The following is a 19389-nucleotide window of genomic DNA, read 5'->3' on the forward strand; positions in this document are numbered from 1 at the left end:
AGATTATGCTTGCAGGAATAGGGATTGGAGTGCCGATCCGGTTGAATCGGGTCGGCACTCCAGAGCATTTCCAGTAAAAGTGGAAACCGGTTTTGCGGCCGGAAATGCGTAAGAACAGACAGATAGAGCGGTTCCACGTTTCCATTTGAACAGGAACCGCTCTAACCGCCTTTCCGATCCGGCATCTGCCGGGAATAAGAAATCAGGCTGGACATATGTTTCCAAGTTTTATCGATACCAACCCATGGCGTCGCGCTGTAGACGATGGCCTCAACTGGGTTGTCAGCAATTGGGGCCAGGGTTTCGAAACGGCGGCACGACCGCTCCTTTTGTTACTTAACGCGATCGAAGGTTTGCTGATAGCCATACCGTGGTGGGCAATAATCCTGTTTCTGGTCGGCGTTTCCTGGCTTGCCACCAGACGCTGGCAACTGCCGCTCGTGGTTTTCATTGCTCTGGTTTTCCTCGGAATTATGGGGCTGTGGCAGGATGCGATGGCGACCACTGCCTTGATGCTGGCAGCAACCATCACCACGCTCATTCTTTCGATCCCGGTCGGCGTGTGGATGTCGCGTTCGTCCGTGGTACGGCAGGTCATCACGCCGATACTCGACCTGATGCAGACCCTGCCGAGTTTTGTCTATCTGATCCCGACGGTAATGATTTTCGGGCCGGGCAAGATTCCGGCCCTGATCGCCACGATCGTCTATGCAGCGCCGCCCCTTGCCCGCCTGACCAATCTGGGATTGCGCTCCGTCGATCCTGCGATCATGGAGGCCAGCCGCGCCTTTGGAACGACGCCGGTTCAGCGGCTTTTCGGCGTACAGATACCTCTTGCATTACCCACCATCCTCGCGGGCATCAACCAGACCACGATGATGGCGCTGGCCATGGTGGTTATTGCCTCGATGATCGGCGCCGGTGGCCTGGGCTATCAGGTATTGCAGGGCATTGGTCGGCTGGAAATCAGCCGGGGACTTTTTGCCGGGCTGGGCATCGTGGCCCTTGCCGTTGTCTTCGATCGCATTACCCAGGCGTTTGGCCGTCGCCTGCAAAAAAGAATTGGTGTTGGGGAGACACGTTGATGAACCAACAGGCAGAACGGGAAATTGCCATTGAAATCCGCGGAGTAACCAAGATATTCGGCGATGCGCCCGCGCGCGCGCTGGAGTTGTTGCGGGACGGTAAATCCAAAACCGAAGTACAGGCCGAAACCGGCCATGTCGTCGGGCTGGACAATGTATCGCTTGAGGTTGCCCGAGGTGAGATTTTTGTCGTCATGGGTCTATCGGGATCGGGAAAATCGACCCTGATCCGGCATGTAAATCGCCTTATCGACCCGACGGCGGGCGAGATATTCGTCAATGGCACCGATGTGCTGAAGATGAGTAACCTCGAACTGAGGGCATTGCGCCGCCAAACGGTAACCATGGTGTTCCAGAAATTCGGGCTTCTTCCCCATCGGTCGGTACTGGACAATGTGGCGTATGGTCTGGCCGTACGCGGTACAGATCGCAAAGAACGCCGCGAAGAGGCTGATCGATGGATTGAAACGGTCGGTCTGGCCGGATACCAGAATGCAAGACCGCACCAGCTTTCGGGCGGACAGCAGCAGCGGGTCGGCCTAGCCCGCGCATTGGCAATGAACACCGATATCGTGCTCATGGATGAGGCGTTTTCCGCTCTCGACCCGCTCATTCGGTCCGGGATGCAGGACGAACTGATGTCCCTTCAGAAAACGCTTAACAAGACCATCCTTTTTATCACTCATGATTTCGATGAGGCCCTTAAAATCGGAGATCGGATAGCGGTTCTGAAAGATGGCGTTGTGCAGCAGGTTGGGAAGCCGGAAGACATCGTTCTCAGACCAGCCAACGAGCATATCGAGGAATTTGTGCGTGAGGTGAACAAGGCGCGTGCCATTCACGTACGTGCAATCATGGAGAAGGGCAATTTCGAACCCTGCGACCATACAGTTCCAGCAGATGCGCGTTGCGAAGATGTACTGCCATTGTTTGCCCAGCATGATTGGGTGGGCATTACGGATGAGGCCGGAGTACAGATTGGTCGTATTACGGCCAAGCAGGTCATTCATGCGCTTGCGCGATATTCACAATCGCCAGACTGAAATTTGCCCTTCCTTGCCTCCGTTCATACCGGGGCGCTGAGATGCCAGCGCTAACCAAGCCTTGAAAAGGCTCACTGCCGCACGGGGCTTAACCAAAGCTCGGTGAGTTCCACTCATCGAGCTTTGCTATTATAGAGAACAAGACGCAACGTCATATTGCTATGCTGCCAGCGATTGGCGCGACATAACCCGGTTCTCCTTTATTATAGAAAATTCCCCAACAACCGTTAGTCTGCCGCAAACATCTGCGACTAAACGCGGGTTCCATCGATGATAAATGGTTGGAAATACTGAACTGATGTGTTACCGCCTAGATGGGTGTCAGTTGTGTGCTGCAACATGGCAGGTCTTTTAGTGTGGTCGGGCCGCCGCGCGGAAAGGGTGCTATCCATGGCTTCCTCCGCGCCACGGCGAAAGATTTACCGGGCTCAGGCTCTTACTGAACGCGCTTTCGCCTCTCTCGAACATTTCATGCATATCGAGGCTGTCAGCAGCATCGTCTTGCTTGTGGCGACTGCTATCGCCCTCGTCTGGGCCAATTCTCCACTGTCGGAAAGCTACCATCATCTCTGGGACCTATCCTTTTCCGTCGGCTTAGGTGATTTCGTCTTCGATCGCCCCTTACATTTCTGGATCAACGACGTGTTGATGACCGTATTCTTCCTCGTCGTAGGCATGGAAATCAGGCGGGAAATACACGAAGGAGCGTTAAGCGATCGACGACAGGCCCTGCTCCCCATCGCAGCCGCCATTGGCGGCGTGATAGCGCCTGCACTCATTTATGTAAGCCTGAACGTTTCTTCGCCCCGATTTCAGGGATGGGCCGTACCCACGGCAACGGATATTGTATTTGCATTGGGTGCGCTGGCACTGCTCGGCAAAGCCATTCCGGGCAATGTCCGTGTTTTTTTGTTGGCGCTTGCAATCATTGATGACGTTGTCGCCGTTCTCATCATTGCCTTTTTTTACTCCGGCGGGCTGGATTATAGTGGATTTGCCACAGCGGCGCTCGGCATTGTCATGGTGTTGGCCCTTCAACACATGGGTATCGGATCGGCTTATGCCTATATCGTGCCCGGGGCTGTGATCTGGGGCGGTTTGCTGATTACCGGCGCTCACCCGACACTTGCCGGTGTAGTGCTCGGACTGATGACACCGGTAACGCCGATATTCATGCGCGAGCATCCTCTGGAGACACTATCGCGTATTGGCTCCGAGCTTCCAGGGCTTGCGCCGTACCGGGACAAGGATCGCGTGGTAGGCAAGTTGAAAAAATTACGTCGTGCCCAACGCGAAATGCTGCCTCCCGTCATAAGGGTGGAAACAGCCCTGCATCCGTGGGTCGCCTACGGAGTAGTGCCGTTGTTCGCCCTGGCGAATGCAGGTGTCAGCCTCGGTGAGGTTGATCTTTTCAGCGAGGGGCCGCAATGGGTCATGACAGGCGTAATCGCCGCCCTTGTCTTGGGAAAACCCGTTGGCGTCATTTTGGTAAGCTGGCTGATGGTTCAACTGAAGCTTTGCCGCCTGCCGTCAGACGTAAATTGGGGTGGAATATGCCTGATTGGACTGCTGGCAGGGATAGGGTTCACCATGTCCATTTTTGTTGCGACGTTGGCATTTACGGAGGCGAGCCTTCTTGGCTCGGCCAAACTGGGAGTACTCATAGGGTCAGCGACGTCCGCAACACTTGGACTTGGCTGGGGGCTTGTCTACGCTCACAAGCTGCGCCCGAGCGTAGACGAATAACGCCCTTAGAAACCGATAGGCGGTTCCGTCAAAACAGGACCGTTCTAGCAGATCAATATACAGCGGAAATCATTGACATTCACACCGGTCGGGCCGGTTACGACCAGATCACCCACAGCATGAAATGCCGACCAGCTATCCTTGCTCGCAAGCACCTGTTTCGGATCAACGCCGACGGAAAGCATGCGCGTTACCGAGCCACCATCCACATAGGCTCCGGCATTGTTTTCCGAACCGTCGATACCATCGGTGTCCACTGCGATACATTGAACGTCCAGCCCCTGGATATTCAGTGCAAAGGAAAGCGCAAACTCCGTATTCCGCCCGCCACGGCCAGTGTGTGACGGCGGCAGCGACACGGTCGTTTCGCCTCCCGAAAGAACGACCACCGGACGCTGGAAAGGCTGGTTGTTCTGCACAACTTCTCTGGAGATTGCCGCGTGCATTGCGGCCACATCCTTTGCCTCGCCCTCTATGCTGTCGGAGAGAATAACTGCCGCAACACCGGCCTCCTTTGCCTGTTCCGCCGCTGCCAGCAGCGATCTGCGCGCCGATGCAACCAGATGGATTTCATTGCGTGCGAATGCCGGATCATCTGGCAACGGCGCATCCGCAGCCGGTGAATTCAGATGTTCCAGCGCTCTGTCGGGTAATGTCATACCATATTGCGCGACATATTTCAGGGCGTCCTGCCGGGTCGATGAATCGGCGATCGTGGGCCCGGACGCCACAAAGGCGGCTTGGTCCCCAGGGATATCCGAAGCCACGAAAGTGACCACTTTCGCTTTGGTAAGACTGGCCAGTCGTCCGCCCTTGATACCCGAGAGGTGCTTGCGAATGGTGTTCATTACCGAAATTGGGGCACCGGATTCGAGCAAGGCGCGGTTCACCGCAATCTCGTCGTCAAGATTCATCTTTCCCGGCGGATCAGGCAACAATGCGGAGCCACCGCCCGAGATGAGTGCAATGACAAGGTCGTCCGGCCCCAGATCGCGGATCGCGGCCTTAAGCCGGCGCGAGGCTTCGATGCCGGCGGCATCCGGTACCGGATGCGCCGCCTCCATGATCTCGATGCGGTTCGTACGGCAACCGAATCCATAGCGGGTTACGACCACACCGCTCAGCGGGCCCGACCAATGCTTTTCCAGTGCGCGAGCCATTTGAGCGCTGCCCTTGCCAGCGCCAATGACCACCGTCCGGCCCGAAGGCCGGGCCGGAAGGTTATTCCGGATACTCTCTTCCGGATCTGCCGCCCTGATTGCGGTCTGCATGAGGCTTTCCAGAAAGGGCCTCACATTCCCGGTATTGATTGCCATATCGCAGATCGTCGCAATCAGCCGCGAACCCAGGGCGTCCGTTCGCCCATGTCGACGATGATGGACTTGACTTCGGTATATTCCGCGACGCCTGAGAGACCTGTCTCACGACCAAGGCCCGACTGCTTGAAGCCGCCGATCGGCATTTCCGGTCCGCCCGTTATCGTGGTGTTGACCCAGATCCGGCCAGCACGAACCCGGCGCACAAGATCGAGGCTCTCGTGAAGCTTCGTTGACCAGATCGTACCCGACAAACCATATTCGGTATCGTTGGCCATCGCTACGGCTTCATCGACGGTATCGAAAGTTGAAACCGCCAGAACCGGACCGAAGACTTCCTCACGCGCTATATTCATCGTCTGGTTTACATTTGTGACCAGAGTCGGCTGCATGAAATAGCCTTTCGACGGCGCTATGGCTTCACCACCGAGCCGGATCGTTCCGCCTTCCTCACGTGCCTTATCGACGAGGCCGCAGATACGCGATAGCTGGCTGTCGGTGACAATCGGCCCGACCTGCGTTTTGGGATCAAGCGGATCGCCGACGACAACCTTTACCATCAACGCCTGAACACGTGCGGCAAGATCTTCGGAAACGGACTTATGGACAATCAGGCGGCTTGGCGAAACGCAGCATTGGCCCGCATTGAACAGGATACCGTACACAATCCCGTCTGCGGCCTTGTCGAGGTCCGCATCCGGCAGCACAATAACCGGGTTCTTGCCACCGAGTTCAAGCGCCAGTTTCTTGATGTTTCCGGCTGAAGCCATCAGGGCGGAGCGTCCCACACGGGTCGACCCCGTAAAGGAAACCATGTCGATGTCCCTGTGCTCGACAATCGCCTGCCCCACCGGATCGCCATATCCCGTTACGACATTGACCACACCGGCGGGCAATCCCGCTTCGGCGAGGATTCCGGCCATCATCAACGTCGTGCTGGATGTGTGCTCGCTTGGCTTGACCACGCATGTGCAGCCCGCAGCCAGAATGAATGGCAGACGTTCGGAGAGGATCAGGAAAGGAAAATTCCAGGGCGTGATCAGGCCAACCACGCCGACCGGTTCACGCAACACGAAACCAAGCGACCCCGATCCGAAATTATTAAAACTTTCTCCGTGCAGCGCCTGTGCCTGTCCTGCCGCATAGTGCCATAGCCCCGCGGACCCCTCGATCTCAGAACGGGCCTGCATATATGGCTTTCCGCTCTCAAGCGTTTCGCAGAGTGCGAGTTCGTCCAGACGGTCGAGGATCATATCGGCCGCCTTGCGGATAATCGCGGCACGATAGGAAGCAGGCTTGTCCGCCCAACCCCCGGCTTCAAAACGACGGCGCGCGGCGGCGGCGGCTCGTTCTACGTCCTCATGAGTCCCTTTTGGCACGATGGTCACCACCTCACCGTGCGCGGGGCTGGTGCGCTCGATCACATCCCCCTTACCGGAAACCCAGTCGCCATCGATAAAGTGTCCAAAGTGGAAAGGCTTGGACGGCATCTTGGGAAACTGAAGCGTCATGAGGTTCCTCCTTCAGGGAATTCGCCGGAAAATCAAACCGGGAGGCTTGCATCCGGCAATGTTCGTAATTAAACAGAATTGTTACTTATAATGTTCGGCCGAAGAGCGCAAGACGCTCTCGCTACGATTGCTGCGACAATCGCGCAGGGAAGGTTTCAGGGAGTTTGTAAGTGAAAAAGACGGTCATGGAGCTTGATGATCTGCCACAATATCTGTCGTCTCTCCGGGATGGCGCAGTGGTGGTGACGACGGGATCAGGCGGTGGCTTGCTCGAGCCGGATGGCGTTCTGGCCGGGCTGGAAGCCGCTTTCAAAGAGACCGGCCACCCGCGAGACCTGACCCTTGTACATGCACTGGGCATCGGCGACAAAGGCGAGCGCGGCACAAACCGTTTCGCGCATGAAGGCATGGTCAAGCGAGTAATCGGCGGTCACTGGACCTGGTCGCCGCGTATGCTGGACATGGCGCGCAACGGCGACATCGAGGCCTACTGCCTGCCGAGTGGTGTCATTATCAATCTGATGCGCGAAATCGGCGCGGGCCGTCCAGGACTGATCACCAGAGTCGGCCTCGGCACATTCGTGGATCCGCGCAATGGCGGCGGGCGCTCGAATTCCCGCACGGACGAAGAGATCGTCGAATTGATGACGATCGATGGCGAAGAATATCTGCGCTACAAGCCGTTCCCTGTCGACCTCGGCGTCATTCGCGGTACTTTTGCCGATGAGGACGGCAATATTTGCGCCATCGAAGAACCCGCCGATCTCGACATCTATAATATCGCGCTGGCAGCGCGCAATTCCGGCGGACGCGTTATCGCCCAGGTGCGGGAAATCCGACCTCGGGGCAGCTTCCTGCCACGTGAAGTTGCAGTACCGGGCAATCTTGTAGACGTCGTAGCCCTCGCCCCGGAACAGCCGCAGACCTATTTCGGCCCTTACAATCTCAGTCTTTCGGGGCAAAACAGGGAGGTGGCCGATGTCACCCCACCGAATTTCGCTGACGCGGCGCGGCGCATCATTGCACATCGGGCCGCTGCGGAACTCGTAACGGGTTCAACGATCAACTTCGGGTTTGGCATGTCCGCCGATGTGGCCGGCATTGTCGAAACATCGGGGCGAAAGTCGGATTTCTGGATAACCATCGAGCAAGGGCTGCACAACGGCACCTTGATGACGGGCGACCTGTTCGGCATCGCTTCCAACCCGTCCGCAATCGTCTCTTCTGCCGCGCAGTTCGATCTCTACTCCGGCGGCGGTCTCGACCAGACCTATCTCGGCATGGCCGAGATGGATGCCGAAGGCAATGTCAACGTTTCCCATATCGGCGGCAGGATGAGCGGCCCCGGTGGCTTCGTGGATATTTCGCAGGGAGCGGAAACCGTGGTTTTCTGCGGTACTTTTGCAGCCAAAGGGCTGGATATCGAAGCCACGGATGGAAAACTGGAAATTCGCCAGCACGGCAAAATCCACAAGCTTGTTTCCCGTGTTGCCGGTATCACTTTCAGTGGCAGCGAAGCGGCCCGCCGTGGCCAGAAAGTCGTTTATGTCACGGAGCGCGCAGTCTTTGAACTCACCTCCGAAGGTGTCGAATTGGTCGAAGTAGCCCCCGGCATCGATATACAGGCCGACATTCTCGACCATATGGAATTCTCCCCCATCATCCGTGAACCTCGATTGATGCGAACGGATCTGTTTACCCTTACGCCGCAGACAGGCGCACAATTCTGGAAGGAAAAACAGTCATGAGCGATTTTTATGTCGAAATCGGCCAGACTTTTACGTTCTCTAAAACGGTATCGGAATCGGACGTCTATCTGTTCGCGGGCATTACCGGCGACCTGTCGCCCAACCATGTCGATGAAGAGGAAATGAAAAATACGCCCTATGGCGGGCGTATCGCTCACGGCGCGCTTCTGGTCGGCTATATGTCCTCATGCTCCACCAAGGCCGGTGAAGCAACACGCGCCGACGCGCCGGAAGTTCCCGTCTCTGTTGGATATGACAAGGTTCGTTTTCTCAAGGGTGTAAGAATTGGCGATACGATCACCATTACTTACAAGATTGCCAAAATTGACCTTGCCAAAAGACGATCCTATGCTGACATTGAGGTCAGGACACAAACGGGCGATCTGGCTGCTGTAGCAACTCATATCCAGCAATGGGTGGCTCGCTAACCCGCCTCCATGCCGATCAAAAAAGGTAATCTCGTGGAACAGGCGCAGCGTCAGCCTCGCAAACTCCAGGGGCCGAACCGGCGTGATCCGGTTGCGAGCCGACAGAAGATTCTCGAAGCGGGTATGCGCCATTTCGCGCGTGCCGGCCTCGATGGGGCGCGGGTGGTAGACATTATCCGCGAAGCGGAATTCTCACACCGGATGCTCTATCATTATTTCAAGAGCAAGGAAGAACTCTACGAAGCCACCCTGGAATTTGCCTATCAACAGATACGCGATGCGGAACGCAAACTGCATCTGGAGAAGATGGAACCGGTGGAGGGCATATCGCTGCTGGTTGCCTTTACCTTCGACTATTATGTTCAGCATCCCGAATTCATGGCGCTCCTGTCCCAGGAAAACCTGAACGGCGGTCGTTACGTCCACCGTTCCGGGCATATGGGCGACATTCAGAAACCTCTGATATCATCATTGGAAGGCTTGATGAAACGCGGCGTCGAAAAGGGCGTATTCGGCCGTATGTTCGATCCCGTGCAATTCTATATCGATATTGCAGGCCTGTGCTATTTCGGTTTCGCCAACCGCCATACGCTGTCAGCGACATTCGATGCGTCAATTGGCAAGGACTCTTATCTGGCAGAACGCCGCCAGCATGTTATCGATTTCACCATTGCCGCCCTGACCGGGCCTGAGAGAAAGTAACCGGGTCGCTACTTCCCACCTCAGCACACAGAACGAAAACGTTCCACGATCCGGTCGAGCACTTCTTCCGGCGCGCGTTTCCACCAGTTCTGTGAGGAAAATATCTCGACTTCACACGGGCCGTTATATCCCGCCTTTTCGATGGACGACCGAAGGCCCCGTATGTCGGCAACACCGTCTCCCATCATGCCGCGATCAAGCAATATGTCGCGCGTATCGGCCAGCCAATCGCAGAGATGGAAACCATAGAGCCGATCCTTGCCGGCACGCTCGAGCTGTACATCGATATCCGTATCCCACCAGACATGATAGACATCGACCGCAAGGCCGAGATTGTCGGCCCCTACCGCATCACATATGTCGACGGCATCCCGCAACGTTGTCAGACAGGAACGATTGCCGGCATAGACAGGATTCAAAGGTTCCAGGGCCAGCTTGACATGACGATCCCTTGCATATGACGCCAGGTCGGCGATACGATCGGCAACGATCCTGAGGCTCTCATCAACACCCTTTGTTCCCGGATGCACTCCGCCAACAACGATCGTCAGCACATCGGCACCAAGTGCAGCAGCCATATCAATCGACGACATCGCGTCGTCCATGAGCTTCTGTCTGTCCAGAGCATCTGTGCCGACGAGAAATGGCGTTCGGCAAAGGCCGACGACCGAAAGCCCCGCCGCACGTGTACGCTCGCCGATTTCCACGGCACGAGAACCGATCTCGCGACGCCAGTAGACTATCGATCCAAAGCCTCGAGCCGCACAGGCGTCGATCACCTGTTCCGGCGACCAGCCCGCACCATAGCCTTCAAGATTATGGCCAAGAGTGGCAGTGTTCAGTGCCAGAGGCGTGTGATCTTGTGAAAAGTCCCGCATTACCTGTCTTTCTGCGTGCACCATACCGAGGCTCGATGAGTTCTGCTCATCGAGCCTCGTTTCGCTCCGGTCGGATTAGGCTCTAAAACCGTGGCACCAGCATTCCGGCATCGGCAGGGATTGTCATGCCGGTCGTATACGGTAAACGTCCAGACGCAAGTGAAGCGATCAGCCGACCGATTTCCCCCGGCTCGCCGACCCGCGGCAGCAAGGTCAGGCCAGCGGCTGCACGATCACGATAGCTGTCGATGACAGGAGCCGTCATTTCCGTGGCGATCAAGCCGGGCTGAACGTCGTAAACCGAGATTTCCTCGCGCCCCAACCGGACGGCCAGCGCCTTGGAAACCATCGATGCGGCGGCCTTGGATGCGCAATATTCCGCGCGCTGCTCGGCCACCGCCACGGCATTGGAAGACGTTATATTGACGATCGAATGAAACAAGGCTGGCCGCTCTCTCGACAAAAGCTGCCTGGCGAAAGCCTGACTGAGAAAAAACATGGCCTTGCTGTTTACGGCCATGCATCGATCCCAGCTTTCCTCGGAAACATCGAGCATATCGCCGCGCTGAAGCACACCGACACCGGCATTATTGACCAGGGTGGTCAAGGGACCGAGTTTCGCTTCGACAGCCTCCAGCGCAGCCCGGTGTGCGTCGATACGGGTCACATCGAAAGGCGCGGCGACGACTGGAACTCCATAAGCTTCGATCCGGCGCACCGCCATGCGCAATTCTTCATCGTCAACGGGGCCATTGACGGCAATGGAAAAGCCTTCAGCAGCCAGCGCTTCCGCCGCAGCCAGTCCTATTCCCCGCGCCGAGCCGGTAATGAGCACTACCGGCCTGTTATTTACCGCATCCATTTCGTTTCTCTCTCAATTAGTCTTCTGTCCGGCGCAATCAGGCATTTCCACGGATCATATCCGCCGCCTTTTCACCGATCATGATCGTTGCTGCATTGGTGTTGGAACCGATAAGGCTCGGCATTGTCGAGCTGTCGCAGATGCGAATGCCATCCAGACCGTGAACGCGCAATTGCGGGTCGACCACCGACAGATCGTCCCGTCCCATCTTGCAGGTGCAAGCCGGATGATAGGCTGTTCGGCCATATTTCCGGATATAGGCAGTCAGATCGGCATCGCTCCGCACGCCCTTTTCCGGGAACCGCATCGTCTTGATATATTTTTGCAAAGACGGCTGTGCGAAGATTTCCCGGCTGATCTTGACGCCTTCGAGCGCGATTTTCAGATCGTAGGGGTCGGACAGGAAATTCGGGTCGATCACCGGTCGCGCCGACGGATCGGCGGAGCGCAAGGTCACCGAGCCACGCGATTTTGGCCGCAAGGCATATGAGTTGAGCGTCACCCCCGACGCGCCTTTCGGCACACCGGGCACTCCCGCTTCCGCACCGGCGCCAGCCAGGAAATGAAACTGCAAATCCGGGCAGGAACTGTTCTTGTCTCCATACCAGAAGGCACCGCCTTCGACGACATTGGAGGTAACCGGACCGGAGTTAAACAGGGAATATTGGATACCGGCCCATAACATCCAGTGCAGCCGGTTATATTTGTCCAGGCTGACGTGACTGCTCAGTTCGGCAACGATATCCGTATTGAAGTGATCCTGCAGATTCTGCCCGACGCCAGCCATGTCCTGCACAATCTCGATACCGTGCTGGCGCAGCATATCCGCTGGCCCGACACCCGACAGCATCATCAGTTTCGGCGTGCCTATCGCTCCGGCAGTGAGCAGGACTTCACTTCCGGCCCGAACAGAAGCCCTTTTGCCGCCGATCCGGTAGTCAACGCCAACCGCGCGCCGCCCCTCAAAAACCACACGCAGAACCAGCGCGCCTGTGATGACCGTCAGGTTCTTGCGCCCCAAAGCCGGACGCAGATAGCCGACGGCCGCCGAACAACGGCGATTATTGCGCGTCGTGGTTTGATAAACGCCTGTTCCTTCCTGCCTCTCCCCATTGAAATCCGGATTATATGGCATTCCGGTTTCCTGACAGCTCTGGACGAAGGCCCGCGTCATTTCCTGCGGCGCGGGTATATTCGAAACGCCTAGCGGCCCATCCGTTCCATGCCAGTCCCCCGACAGGATCGTATTGCCTTCAGAACGAAGAAAATATTTTTGAATGTCCTGAAAACCCCAGCCTTCGGCCCCCTCCTCGACCCAGCGATCATAGTCGCTGGGATGTCCACGCGTGAAAACCTCCGCGTTGATTGAGGACCCGCCGCCCAGAACTTTCGCCTGGGCATAGGGAATTTCGCGGTCGTTCAGGTTCTTCTGTGGCGCGGTTGTCAGCCCCCATGTATGCGGCCCCGTGGTCATTTTGGCGAAGCCGACCGGCATGTGTATCAAGGGATGATTATCGCGTCCGCCTGCCTCGATCAGGCAAACGCGAACAGCCGGGTTCTCGGTCAGCCGCGCGGCCAGCACACAACCGGAAGAACCGCCACCAACAATCACATAATCAAAGGCTTGTGCCATTGTGTCGTTCACTTTGCAGCCTGGGCCATTACCTGTGGCTGGTTGAGCAGGGCAGCCTGCGATTTCTGCGCATTCTGCCGGCTAAGGCGCGCATAATAACGATCGAGGCCAACGGCGAGCATCAAGACTGCACCCTTGATAACAAGCTGCCAATAATCCTGCACGTTGAGAAGGATCATGCCATTCGAGAGCACGCCGATGATCAGTATGCCGAAGATCACGCCCGAAAACCGGCCCTCGCCGCCCGATATGCTGATACCACCCAGAACAACTGCGGTGATGACATCCATTTCAAAACCGGTAGCCACGTTCGGCTGCGCCGAGTTAAGTCGCGAAAGCATGATGATGCCTGCGATTGCAGAGAAAATGCCAGCCAGCACATAAGTGATGATCAGGTTGAAATTCACTGAAATACCGGAAAGACGCGCCGCTTCCTGATTGCCGCCGATAGCATAGAGGTAGCGACCGTAACGCGTGCGATTAAGCAGAATCCAGCCGATGGCCAGGACCGCGATCATTGTAAGAACCGACACCGGAATAAAGCCGACCATGCCGCGGCCAAAGACGGAAAACTCCGGCGGAAAGCCAAAGATGGGAAGCCCACCCGACAGAATATAGACGACACCGCGAACGGCCGTCAGCATCGCCAGCGTGGCGATAAGCGGGGGAATGGCAAATGCCGTCACGGCCAAACCATTGATAAGTCCAACGAATGCGCCGGTTGCAATGCCAAGCAGGCACGCGGCATAGACGTTAAGACCAAGTGCCGTCATGGCAAGCGCCACCACGACACCGACAAGGGCAATGACGGAACCGACCGAAAGATCGATGCCTCCCGTCAGCACCACCAGCGCCATGCCGACAGACGCGATGCCAAGCATGGCGACCTGCCGCAATACGTTGGTGATGTTCTGCTGCGACAGAAACGCATCCGTCGCGAACGAGAAGAACACGAGGAGAAACAGCAGAACCACCGCCATACCGTATCTCGAAATGATGCTGCGAATATTGGTCATATCTTGAAACCTTCCGTGCTCTCCCAGCCGAGAGCGCTTGTTTTCTGGCCGGGGGTCAGCCCGCGGCGAGTTCCATGATCCTGTCCTGGCTTATGTTTTCGCACAGTTCACCGGCAATACGGCCGCGCGACATGACCAGAATGCGATCTGAAATCCCTATGAGTTCCGGCATGTCGGACGAAATGACGATAATCGACATGCCTTGTTGCGTCAGCGTGCGGATGAGCTTGTAGATTTCCTGTTTGGCACCGACATCGATACCGCGTGTAGGCTCATCGAGGATAAGTATCCGCGCTCCGGTTTCCAGCCATTTGGCGATCACGACCTTCTGCTGGTTACCGCCGCTGAGATTGCCCACTTTCTGTTCCAGCGAGGGCGTCTTAATTTTCAGCGTCTCAACGTGCTTGCGCATCGCCTCCTGCTCCCGGCCAAGGGCGATAAGGCCATTGGACGTGAACTTCGAGAGGGCGGCAAGGGAAGCATTTTCCCCCACGCTCATGGAAAGCAGCAAACCCTGTTGCTTACGGTCTTCCGGAATGAGCGCGATGCCCAGCTCCGTCGCGTGACGGGGATTGCGCACCGCCACCGGACAATCGTGAACCACGATTTCTCCCGAGGCGACCGGATCCGCGCCAAATATGGCGCGCGCAACCTCGGTGCGACCGGATCCGATCAGTCCGCCGATACCGAGCACTTCTCCCTGTTTGAGGGTGAAGGAAATATCCCGGAACTTCTGGCCGCATAGATCCTTGACCTCAAGCGCTGTCGCCTCCTGGCCGAAACCGCCTTCGGGATAGGTTTCGCTGATCTCGCGCCCCACCATCATGGAAATCAGCTTTTCACGCGTGATATTTTCGGTCGGCGAAGACCCGACATGGACACCGTCACGAAGAACCGTGACATTGTTCGTCAAATGGAAAATCTCTTCCAGACGATGCGAAATATAAATGATCGCTATGCCCTGCGCGCGCAAACGGTCGATCAGCTCATAAAGGCGGGCAACTTCCTGATTGGAAAGAGGCGCGCTCGGCTCGTCCATGATGAGAAGTCGAACATTTCTGGAAACCGCCTTGGCGATCTCGACCATCTGCTGGTAAGCGACGGTCAGTTCGCTGACCTGCACGGAAGGATCGATATCGATCCCCAGCGAATCGAGCACCGACTGCGCCGCCTTGACCGCCCTTCCGGGCAAAGTGAACGGTCCCCGACTGAACTCGTTACCCAAAAAGATGTTATCGGCCACCGACATATAGGGAACGAGGTTGAATTCCTGGTAGATCACCCCAATGCCGAGATCCATGGCCGTACGCGGGTCGAGCCCGTTAAACGGCCTGCCTTCGAATATGATCTGTCCGCTATCCGGCTTGATTGCGCCCGCAAGTACCTTGATCAGCGTTGACTTGCCCGCACCATTTTCACCCATCAGGCCATGCACTTCACCGCGCTGAACCTTCAGATTGACATTGGAAAGCGCGAGCACACCCGGATAGGCTTTGCGAATATCGCGCATTTCCAGGAGAACTTCACTCATCATTTCCTCCCGGCATTTTCTGCCGTATCACTGGAGCCGCATCCCGATCCGTACGAAGCAGATCGGGATGCGTGCCAGAACAGACAGATAGAGTGCCGTCCGTATCAATCAGATCGAAAAGCACCCTAACGCCACGGCAAGTTTTGCTTTATTTTCCAGAATACGCCTTGACCTTGATGACCTGGCGATATTCGATTTTCTCCCCGGCAATCAGCTTCATGGCGAAATCGACATCCTGACGGCCATTATCGAATGGCACGTTGTCGACGCTGGCGCGGAACGCCGTCTTGCCGTCAATCTTTTCACGTGCTTCCGGGGTCGCATCCACACCGCCGATAAACATGTTCGTCGTGTCGATGCCGGCCGATTCCGCTGCCGCCAAAGCGCCGAGCGCGCTCGCGTCATTGTTGGCGACGACAACATTCAACCCCGGGTTAGCCTGAAGAACAGACTCCGTCACCGTCATGCCCGTGGCCGTGTCAGGAGCGGTTTGATCCGCGACGATCTTCGCGTCAGGTGCCTTTTCGGCAATCCCGTCGAGAATACCCTGCTTGCGGGCGATCATCTGCGGCTGACGATCATCGTTGAGAACCAGGACCGATGCCTTGCCGTCGAGCTTTTCGGCAATCCACTTGCCCGCTTCCACGCCGATCGTGTGCCCCATGTCGTGCTCATCGGCCGAAGCCCACACATCCGCGACCGGAGTTTCCATCGACTGCGCGATGATCTTTACACCGGCGGCGCGAGCATCTGCCAGAGGCTGCTCGGTCGATGCCGGATCGATCGCCGCAATGATGATGGCCTTACAGCCAAGAGTAACGAAGTTTTCGATCGATGCGATCTGGCGGCTATTGTCATTGGACGGATCATTGACAACAATTTCCGCACCGACTTCAGCCCCGCGCTCCTTGGCGCCATTGACCACATTCACCCAATAAGGATTGGTCAGATTCCACGTGCTGACGCAAATTTTCGGTGCTTCCGCATGTGCAGCGGCAGCGAACATGGAAACGCCTGCGGCCAAAAACAACTGACGATAGATTTTCACTGATATTCCTCCCTTTCGAACAACGGCCATCCAACAACCGTCTTTTGCAACTCGCTTCGCAGCAAGCCGATTGGACTACACCAACCACTGCTCCCCTCCGAGCCGTGGTTTCGAGATTTATTTAAGTAACCATCTTGTTCACTTAGTGTCAACGGTATATGCATGTCAAGCGGAAGGTTGGAGAATTTGGCGATACCGCCGGGAGGAGCAACGCAGGGTGATCGTCAGTGTCGGAACGGATGCATATGCCCGGACACCATCGAACATGCGTTGATTGAGGACTTGCATTTCAGCGAGCAACGCCAGCCAAAGGTTCGTCAAATAGCTGATCGCATGTGTGGATGAGCGCGACCGGCTTCGCAACAGGTCGATCCGAATGACGCGCTCCCAAAGGACAAGAAAGAAGGAACGTTCAATGACGAGGATTCTGCTTCCGACAACTGGAGGAAAGAGCGAAATCTATGAAATGCGGGACCCGAGTCCCTTTGCCTCGGTCAACGACAGGCCGCTGGCTCGCACGGCCTTCGCCGCGGCCCATGTCGTCTGCAGCGCCTTCGACACGGGCGCGCCCTGGGAGACGGCCAGGATCGATATGGAAAGCACCATGAGCTTCCGCCGTCACCTCTGGTCGCTTGGCTTTGGAGTAGCCGAAGTGATGGATACCGCCCAGCGCGGCATGGGCCTCGACTGGGAAGGTGCGAAGGAAATCGTCCGCAACACCATGGCCGAGGCAAAGCGTGTGGACAACGCCGAGGTTGCCTGCGGCGTCGGAACGGATCAGCTTGGCGCCGGGGCGCATTCGCTCGATGATATTCTCCGCGCTTATGAAGAGCAGCTGGAATTCATTGAAGGCGCGGGAGCCACGCCAATCCTGATGGCGAGCCGCGCCATGGTCGCCTGCAACGCGCGCCCCGACGATTATGCGCGCATCTATAGCCGACTGATCTCGGCGAGCCGCCGCAAGGTAATCCTGCATTGGCTGGGAGAGATGTTCGATCCGGCACTCGCGGGATACTGGGGCTTTGGTGACCACGATCAGGCAATGGATTTTCTGATCGATTTCATCGGAGCCCATGCCGACAAGATCGACGGCATCAAAATCTCACTGCTCGACAAGTCCAAGGAAATCGCCATGCGCAGGCGCCTTCCCGTTTCGGTCAAGATGTATACGGGGGATGATTTCAACTATCCGGAACTGATAGCCGGAGATGAAACAGGCTATTCGCACGCTTTGCTTGGTATTTTTGATCCGATTGCGCCTGCGGCCGCGACAGCGCTCGCCGCGTTGGCGGATGGCGATCGGACCCGCTATTTTGACATCATGAATCCGACGCTCCCCCTTGCCAGGCTGATCTTTGAAGCGCCAACGCAGTTCTACAAGGCCGGCGTCGTGTTCCTGGCCTGGCTGAATGGCCACCAGAAGCATTTCGGTATGCTTGGCGGAATGCAATCCTCGCGAAGTGTGATGCATTATGCGGAACTGTTCCGCCTTGCCGACCAGGCGGGCCTGTTCCGCGATCCCGACACCGCCGCCGGGAAAATGAAGGTCTTCCTGCAAACACACGGAATGGAAGCTGTCAGTTGACCACGGCAGATTAAAACACCGATCCGATGCAATCGGATCGGTGCCCGATGCAGGCGAATTATATAGGGAGGAGTTTTATGCAGCCGTCGGATAGACGTAAATTTGGCCGTAGCGGTCTCGATGTAACAGCCTTCGCCTTCGGCACTGCGCCGATCGGCAATTTCCAGCGTGAAATCGACGAACACACCGCCGATTCAATGGTGCAGAAGGCGTGGGACAGCGGCATCCGCTTTTACGACACCGCGCCGATGTATGGGCATGGGCTTTCCGAGCTGCGGCTGGGGCATTCACTACGCTGGAAGAAGCGTGACGATTTCGTGGTCGCTTCAAAAGTTGGCCGCGTGTTGAAAGCCGCTCCCCGTTCCGAGATCGATTTTTCCCCCTGGAGAAATGCGGCCCCCAACAGCATGACCTTCGACTATAGCTATGATGGCACCATGCGTTCCTTTGAGGATTCGCTGCAACGACTGGCGCTCGAACGCATCGATATGCTTTTCATTCACGATATCGACCGATACACACGCGGTGAGGACCAGCCAGAAGTCTTTGAACAGGCCATGGATGGATGCTGGCGCGCGCTCGAACAATTGCGTTCGCAAGGTGCTATCAAGGCAATCGGCGTCGGCGTCAATGAATGGGAAGTCTGTCATGAGGCGCTGAAACGGCGCGATTTCGACTGCTTCCTGCTCGCCGGGCGGTATACGCTGCTTGAGCAGGAAGCTCTCGACGACTTCCTCCCCCTTTGCGAAAAACGTGGCGCCGCCGTTCTTGTTGGCGGCGGCTTCAATTCCGGTATTCTGGCAACCGGCGCGATTCCCGGCGCCAAATACAATTATTCACCCGCTCCCAAACCCATTATGGACAAGGTGGCGAAAATCGAGGCTGTCTGCCGCGATTACAATGTGCCACTGCCAGCGGCCGCGCTTCAATTCGTCGTCGCTCATCCCGCGATTCCTTCTTTTTGCGCCGGAACGCGGACCGTCGAACAATTGGAGCAAAACCTGAAATGGTTCTGCCACCCGATTCCAACGGACTTCTGGGCAGAACTGAAGAACCGAAAACTGCTTCGCGATGATGCGCCTGTTCCTGGGTGAACAAACCGTCGCGTTGTATGAATATCTGGACGAGGGGAGATCTCTGGCCGGATCTCCTCTCTGCCGGCGGAAAGCATCTTAAAAGATGACAAGGCAGGCAAAACAAACTATTGATAGATAAGCTAATTTTATTCCTGTCTGTATATCCCGCTCCTCGCTGCCG

The 19389-nt window shown here is 56.7% G+C and carries 16 protein-coding genes; 8 read left to right on the forward strand and 8 right to left on the reverse strand.

From position 1 onward, the window contains the following. Positions 1-215 precede the first annotated feature (215 nt). The 3 genes from FHS76_RS09055 (at position 216) to nhaA (ending at position 3874) form a co-directional block, all read left to right on the forward strand. Positions 216-1085, forward strand: coding sequence for an ABC transporter permease (locus FHS76_RS09055; protein WP_183651042.1), 870 nt, complete (start codon positions 216-218; stop codon positions 1083-1085). Further along, positions 1085-2128: a quaternary amine ABC transporter ATP-binding protein gene (locus FHS76_RS09060; RefSeq protein ID WP_183651045.1), complete on the forward strand. Its 1044-nt coding sequence runs from the start codon at positions 1085-1087 to the stop codon at positions 2126-2128. The genes FHS76_RS09055 and FHS76_RS09060 overlap by 1 nt, the downstream gene beginning before the upstream one ends. Before the next feature lie 390 nt (positions 2129-2518). Next, entirely contained in the window at positions 2519-3874 is a 1356-nt protein-coding gene (nhaA, locus tag FHS76_RS09065; protein ID WP_183651048.1) for a Na+/H+ antiporter NhaA, read from the forward strand. Between the two features lie 44 nt (positions 3875-3918). Here the strand turns inward: nhaA and FHS76_RS09070 are convergent, their stop codons facing one another. Together FHS76_RS09070 and FHS76_RS09075 are read right to left on the reverse strand one after the other, a co-directional pair. Further along, positions 3919-5190, reverse strand: coding sequence for a glycerate kinase type-2 family protein (locus tag FHS76_RS09070; protein ID WP_183651050.1), 1272 nt, complete (start codon positions 5188-5190; stop codon positions 3919-3921). 17 nt (positions 5191-5207) lie between these two features. After that, positions 5208-6701 carry an aldehyde dehydrogenase family protein gene (locus FHS76_RS09075; protein ID WP_183651052.1) on the reverse strand — a complete coding sequence of 498 codons (1494 nt, stop codon included), beginning with the start codon at positions 6699-6701 and terminating at the stop codon, positions 5208-5210. A gap of 170 nt (positions 6702-6871) precedes the next feature. On the opposite strand from FHS76_RS09075, the gene FHS76_RS09080 reads away from it, so the two are divergent. From FHS76_RS09080 to FHS76_RS09090, 3 genes are read left to right on the forward strand one after another with little or no spacing between them, the layout of a single operon-like run. Next, on the forward strand, positions 6872-8449 hold the full coding sequence (locus FHS76_RS09080) for an acyl CoA:acetate/3-ketoacid CoA transferase (RefSeq protein ID WP_328700463.1): 1578 nt from the start codon (positions 6872-6874) through the stop codon (positions 8447-8449). Next, the gene (locus FHS76_RS09085) at positions 8446-8877 is read left to right on the forward strand and encodes a MaoC family dehydratase (protein ID WP_183651054.1); all 432 of its coding nucleotides are present in this window, start codon (positions 8446-8448) and stop codon (positions 8875-8877) included. The genes FHS76_RS09080 and FHS76_RS09085 overlap by 4 nt, the downstream gene beginning before the upstream one ends. A 9-nt stretch (positions 8878-8886) precedes the next feature. Next, positions 8887-9579: a TetR/AcrR family transcriptional regulator gene (locus FHS76_RS09090; RefSeq protein WP_183651056.1), complete on the forward strand. Its 693-nt coding sequence runs from the start codon at positions 8887-8889 to the stop codon at positions 9577-9579. Positions 9580-9599: 20 nt separating this feature from the next. Here the strand turns inward: FHS76_RS09090 and FHS76_RS09095 are convergent, their stop codons facing one another. The 6 genes from FHS76_RS09095 to FHS76_RS09120 all read right to left on the reverse strand — a co-directional run bounded on the left by FHS76_RS09095 (position 9600) and on the right by FHS76_RS09120 (position 16547). Next, positions 9600-10457 carry a sugar phosphate isomerase/epimerase family protein gene (locus FHS76_RS09095; protein WP_183651058.1) on the reverse strand — a complete coding sequence of 286 codons (858 nt, stop codon included), beginning with the start codon at positions 10455-10457 and terminating at the stop codon, positions 9600-9602. A gap of 82 nt (positions 10458-10539) precedes the next feature. Beyond that, entirely contained in the window at positions 10540-11319 is a 780-nt protein-coding gene (locus tag FHS76_RS09100) for a 3-ketoacyl-ACP reductase (protein WP_183651060.1), read from the reverse strand. A 37-nt stretch (positions 11320-11356) separates the two neighbouring features. Further along, positions 11357-12952, reverse strand: a complete 1596-nt coding sequence (locus FHS76_RS09105) for a GMC family oxidoreductase (RefSeq protein ID WP_183651062.1) — start codon at positions 12950-12952, stop codon at positions 11357-11359. Positions 12953-12960: 8 nt separating this feature from the next. Beyond that, positions 12961-13968 (reverse strand): ABC transporter permease, encoded by a 1008-nt coding sequence (locus FHS76_RS09110; protein WP_183651064.1) that lies wholly within the window; start codon positions 13966-13968, stop codon positions 12961-12963. Positions 13969-14023: 55 nt separating this feature from the next. After that, positions 14024-15499 carry a sugar ABC transporter ATP-binding protein gene (locus FHS76_RS09115; protein ID WP_210306055.1) on the reverse strand — a complete coding sequence of 492 codons (1476 nt, stop codon included), beginning with the start codon at positions 15497-15499 and terminating at the stop codon, positions 14024-14026. Between the two features lie 148 nt (positions 15500-15647). Next, positions 15648-16547, reverse strand: coding sequence for a sugar ABC transporter substrate-binding protein (locus FHS76_RS09120; protein WP_183651070.1), 900 nt, complete (start codon positions 16545-16547; stop codon positions 15648-15650). Between the two features lie 415 nt (positions 16548-16962). On the opposite strand from FHS76_RS09120, the gene FHS76_RS09125 reads away from it, so the two are divergent. Further along, a complete protein-coding gene (locus tag FHS76_RS09125; protein WP_183651073.1) occupies positions 16963-18132 on the forward strand; it encodes a dihydrodipicolinate synthase family protein in 1170 nt (389 codons plus the stop codon). A gap of 77 nt (positions 18133-18209) precedes the next feature. After that, positions 18210-19226, forward strand: coding sequence for an aldo/keto reductase (locus FHS76_RS09130; RefSeq protein WP_183651076.1), 1017 nt, complete (start codon positions 18210-18212; stop codon positions 19224-19226). The last annotated feature ends 163 nt before the right edge of the window (positions 19227-19389 follow it).

This window comes from Brucella daejeonensis, assembly GCF_014199265.1.
GTDB lineage: Bacteria > Pseudomonadota > Alphaproteobacteria > Rhizobiales > Rhizobiaceae > Brucella > Brucella daejeonensis.

Coding starts and splice junctions, on each gene's coding strand:
- FHS76_RS09090 (WP_183651056.1), top strand. CDS start 8,887: ATGCCGATCAAAAAAGGTAATCTCGTGGAACAGGCGCAGCGTCAGCCT.
- FHS76_RS09105 (WP_183651062.1), bottom strand. CDS start 12,952: ATGGCACAAGCCTTTGATTATGTGATTGTTGGTGGCGGTTCTTCCGGT.
- FHS76_RS09110 (WP_183651064.1), bottom strand. CDS start 13,968: ATGACCAATATTCGCAGCATCATTTCGAGATACGGTATGGCGGTGGTT.
- FHS76_RS09100 (WP_183651060.1), bottom strand. CDS start 11,319: ATGGATGCGGTAAATAACAGGCCGGTAGTGCTCATTACCGGCTCGGCG.
- FHS76_RS09125 (WP_183651073.1), top strand. CDS start 16,963: ATGACGAGGATTCTGCTTCCGACAACTGGAGGAAAGAGCGAAATCTAT.
- FHS76_RS09095 (WP_183651058.1), bottom strand. CDS start 10,457: ATGCGGGACTTTTCACAAGATCACACGCCTCTGGCACTGAACACTGCC.
- FHS76_RS09070 (WP_183651050.1), bottom strand. CDS start 5,190: ATGGCAATCAATACCGGGAATGTGAGGCCCTTTCTGGAAAGCCTCATG.
- FHS76_RS09085 (WP_183651054.1), top strand. CDS start 8,446: ATGAGCGATTTTTATGTCGAAATCGGCCAGACTTTTACGTTCTCTAAA.
- nhaA (WP_183651048.1), top strand. CDS start 2,519: ATGGCTTCCTCCGCGCCACGGCGAAAGATTTACCGGGCTCAGGCTCTT.
- FHS76_RS09075 (WP_183651052.1), bottom strand. CDS start 6,701: ATGACGCTTCAGTTTCCCAAGATGCCGTCCAAGCCTTTCCACTTTGGA.
- FHS76_RS09130 (WP_183651076.1), top strand. CDS start 18,210: ATGCAGCCGTCGGATAGACGTAAATTTGGCCGTAGCGGTCTCGATGTA.
- FHS76_RS09115 (WP_210306055.1), bottom strand. CDS start 15,499: ATGAGTGAAGTTCTCCTGGAAATGCGCGATATTCGCAAAGCCTATCCG.
- FHS76_RS09055 (WP_183651042.1), top strand. CDS start 216: ATGTTTCCAAGTTTTATCGATACCAACCCATGGCGTCGCGCTGTAGAC.
- FHS76_RS09060 (WP_183651045.1), top strand. CDS start 1,085: ATGAACCAACAGGCAGAACGGGAAATTGCCATTGAAATCCGCGGAGTA.